We start from the raw sequence: 4171 nt of genomic DNA on the forward strand, positions 1-4171 counted from the left end.
GCTTGTTATAAATCGATTCTTGAAGCAGAATCTTCTCCAGCTTCGACCAGTACTCATCATTGAGCATTATTCGGGGCATCGCAAACTCGTTTTGTTGGTGGTATGGGAACCCCAATATTACGAGTTTGTTTCTACCTATGAAATACTTATCTTAAAACGTCAACAGACCCTAGTCAATAATATAAAGAGATGGTAAATAACAATGCAATAATGCAAACGTTGACAATTTTTATTTCATCACAAACAAAAATTGTCATATAAAAAAATATTAAATACTTTATAGATACAAGGAAAATATGCATCAATTGATAAAGAACCACTTGTAGCACATTCTGGCAATCTAAGATAGGTTGAAATAGATTGATACCCTGCAAAATTAGCAAAGTGTGGGAAAGTGTAAAAGAGAGTTAAGCAAGAGCTGTGTTATTTTAACGTTGAGTGACAGCTTTATTGTGAAACACGACACTATAATAGTATCAATACAATATGCTAGACGAGACCTCACCCTATATCTAATTTATCGGCAAAGTGTCGAAAAGTGCCGGAACGTTGGATAGTATTCTAGATAAGACCCCACCTTATTTCTTTACAGCTTTTCCCTTGGACATCGTTCGCTTATCCAAATTTTTACACGGGCAGTTCAGAAACACAGGTTTTTAATAAAGGGGGCATCAAGTCTTTGGAGCTTTTGCCCCGGACATTGATTACCTGATTTTCCTTCCCTAGATCTAACCAAAAAACAGTGTAAGGGCGACTCTTATTTTTAAAACCTAACAAAACCTGACAAAACCTGAAGCTTTTCAAAACAAAATATATTGAGCAGAGCTTAACAAAGCCAAAAAGATTCCAAAATTGTTCACAAAATACATCTCTTGAAATACAACCTATATTAGATTTAAATAGACTCCGCCAGAAAAAGAAAATCCGTTAGCAAATAACGGAAGGCGGCCAATAAGTGAATAAAATGTCCTGAAAAATGCAAACAAAAAAATAGGAATGAAAATGTTCAATGGAACAATAAATGGATTTGGTTTATCAATGGTTTTCATATCATTGACAGCCTGCGTTTCACCGCAAGAAAGGTTCAATACGGCTGTTAAAAATGCCGGAGAGAAGGATAATCAATTATGTATGCAAAAATACCAAGAAATTGAACATACATTGTTGCCATTAAAAAACAAAATTAGAGTAATAAGACAAGATACCAAACCTATTACTTTAGAAATGAGATCAGATGAAAGCTATGTATCTGAAATCGAGAAACAGGCAATTATTAAATCAAGTGAACTATCGAATTATTGCGATTCTCTTGCACAACAAACAGCAATAAAATTTTACGACGAAAGATATGGAAATGCTTTTCAAATATTCTCTGAATCATATATGGAAAATTTGAGCGAGCTTTATGCAGGGAAAATTACTTATGGAGAATTTAATAGAAAATCAGCAGTTCAGTCTGCTGAATGGGATAAATTGATCTCTAATATTAATGAATTTTACAGAAAAGAAAGACAATTACAATCAGAGGTTAATTTTAATGAGCGAATGATGCTGCTAAATTATGGAGCAAAGATGTTGACGCCAAACCTTGGCCCTGCCATGCCAGCGCCGCGTAGCCCAATGCAAACCCAATGTAATCAAATGGCTGGTTTCTTTAATTGCACTTCATGGTAACAATATAAATATCAATATCTACTAAGTTTTATTCTAAAGTTTCATAAATAGAGGTCGTTTAAAGTATTTCATGATGCAGTACTTGTCATGAAATTCTCGAATGTGAAACAAAACCCTCACTAGGTATCACCCCACTTGGTGGGGGTTTTCCTATGCTCTGCTTGAAGATAGCAAAAAGTTAAAGTTTCATAAATAAAGACCGTTTAAAGTATTTCATGATGTAGTACTTATCATGAATCAACCTAAAATAAAAAAATGTTGGAAGCCCCACCGGATATTAACTGATTCAGTGGAGTTTTCTTATATAGCAAAACCAGCTAGAAATGATCTAAGGAGTATGCTCACTATTTCACCTGAGCATAAATGGGCATACGCCAGAGTGCTGCGTAAACAATACCGCCAAACCGTTGATATGCTCTTCAAATTTTATACATTCTGAATCATTCTTAACTGGTTACGCTATATATTCATATACCGGAAGATGTGCAGTCGTTAGTAACAACCGCACCTTGTGCAATTGCTTCAAGAGAGTCAATAGCAAAGAATACCTACCAGACTTTTAACCATTACCATCTGGAGAATTACCAGATGCAATAACAAGACATCTTGTGATCGATCACAGCTCTCCATGACGCTCCCCTTAAACAAGTAAACAATTTACCGCACCAAGCGTTATGGCTTCTTCTTTGGCTTCGGATAAAGAATAATGCTCTGAATGAAATACAGGCAGGGCGTTATCTGTTTGAGAGTACAGTTTGAACAAACTATTGCTATCGCGTTTAACGTAACAATGAATGATTGGTTTCTTGGTGGTGCTGCTGCTGGTGGATGTTGCTGTGATGGTTTCCATAATGCATTTTCCATAAATTGATTAGAAAAATGCTTTTTGGAGTGAGTAGAATTTTCTATGGTCAGAACGGCGGGCAGAACCAGGCAGGTTTAACGGATAGTTTTATCTTATTAATAAGACACTTAACCAACCTATGCTGGCGGAGAGGGTGGGATTCGAACCCACGTGTCAGGTTACCCCAACCATCTGATTTCGAGTCAGCGCCGTTATGGCCACTTCGGTACCTCTCCCTGCACGTTATTTAAAGTATAAATTTGCGAGCTTTTATAGTTTACCAGTTTATAGCTAGTTTATTTATAGCAAAAAGGGTAAATTTTACTCACCTGACCAATTCTGAACGTCTAACATAATCTTTATTTAGAATTAGATAGCATTAATAACTGAATTTCTTATTTTCTGGATTGCTTTGACTTCAATTTGTCGAACCCGCTCAGCTGATACCCCTAATTCTTCAGCCAACTCATGAAGTGTCGCAGTATCTTTTTCTCTTAACCAGCGCGCTTCTATAATATGACGGCTGCGATCATCAAGATTGGCAAGTGATTCTTGGAGTCTTTCATGGCATATGTAAGAAATCTGGTTTTTCTCAATAATTTGCGAAGGATCGATGCCATCAGTCAAATAATCAATAGGATTATAGCTTTCATCATCTTCTTCTGATAATGGCTCCAATGAGATATCCCGTCCACTAAAGCGGGTCTCCATTTCAACTACTTCTTCAGATTTGACGCCCAATTGTTTTGCTACGGCGGTTATCTCCTCCTGATTCATAGTATTCAAACCTTGTTTCATGCTTCGTAAATTAAAAAACAACTTACGTTGCTGTTTAGTGGTTGCAATTTTGACTAATCGCCAATTCCGCATGATGAATTCATGGATTTCTGCTTTAATCCAATGCACTGCAAAGGATACCAGGCGCACACCACGCTCTGGATCAAATCGTTTCACCGCTTTCATTAAGCCGATATTACCTTCCTGTATTAAATCGGCATGGGGTAAGCCGTAACCTAAATAGCCGCGAGCTATCGCAATGACCACTCTTAAATGTGATAGCACTAATTGATGAGCTGCTTCTATATCATTTTCATCCCTCAAACATCTTGCCAAGCGTATTTCTTCCTCTTGGGACAACATAGGAAAACGGTTAACAGTTTGAATATAGCTTTCAATACTATTACCCACTATCGTGGGTAATGCAAGAGTTGTTGTCATACTTTCTCCTTTAATCTCAATTTTGAATTATTATTATTATTTTAAAATTTATTTTAGCACTCATGCGATGAGAGTGCTAATAATTCCTGGAGTTTCTTTAATTATTATAAATTTATGAGAAAAAATTCTTTGAAAGCCTGACTTTAGTGTAAAAATAAAGTAAATATTCTTTACTAGAGTTTAGAGTTTCACACTTAAAGGAGAAAATCACCCAAAGATAAAAGAGCAACAAAAAGCTTGACAAAGCAACGAAAAAATCGTTGCCGTCTTTCTAAATAGCTTTGTTTTTAAAAGCTATTTAGAAAGACGGCCTCTAGAAAGAAATGTCATTTCACTTCTGGAGGCCGCGATAAACGCAAAAGGACAGGCTGGTATCCCTGGCGAACGGTGTAATTGGATAACATTTTTAACAAAAGCGCTACCCCTGCGATCAAC

General features: G+C 36.4%; 3 protein-coding genes and 1 tRNA gene. 1 reads left to right on the top strand and 3 read right to left on the bottom strand.

Translation table 11 applies throughout. The features are described from left to right. Positions 1–1002 precede the first annotated feature (1002 nt). Entirely contained in the window at positions 1003–1674 is a 672-nt protein-coding gene (locus BM283_RS17305; RefSeq protein ID WP_090695346.1) for a hypothetical protein, read from the top strand. Positions 1675–2314: 640 nt separating this feature from the next. Here BM283_RS17305 and BM283_RS17310 read toward each other — a convergent pair. The 3 genes from BM283_RS17310 to rpoH form a co-directional block, all read right to left on the bottom strand. Continuing rightward, positions 2315–2524, bottom strand: coding sequence for a hypothetical protein (locus BM283_RS17310; RefSeq protein ID WP_090695348.1), 210 nt, complete (start codon positions 2522–2524; stop codon positions 2315–2317). A gap of 137 nt (positions 2525–2661) precedes the next feature. Beyond that, positions 2662–2754 (bottom strand) — tRNA-Ser (locus tag BM283_RS17315). 133 nt (positions 2755–2887) lie between these two features. Further along, positions 2888–3736 (bottom strand): RNA polymerase sigma factor RpoH, encoded by an 849-nt coding sequence (gene rpoH, locus BM283_RS17320; protein ID WP_090695351.1) that lies wholly within the window; start codon positions 3734–3736, stop codon positions 2888–2890. Positions 3737–4171: the final 435 nt, after the last annotated feature.

The organism is Nitrosomonas sp. Nm34 (assembly GCF_900113925.1).
Lineage (GTDB): Bacteria > Pseudomonadota > Gammaproteobacteria > Burkholderiales > Nitrosomonadaceae > Nitrosomonas.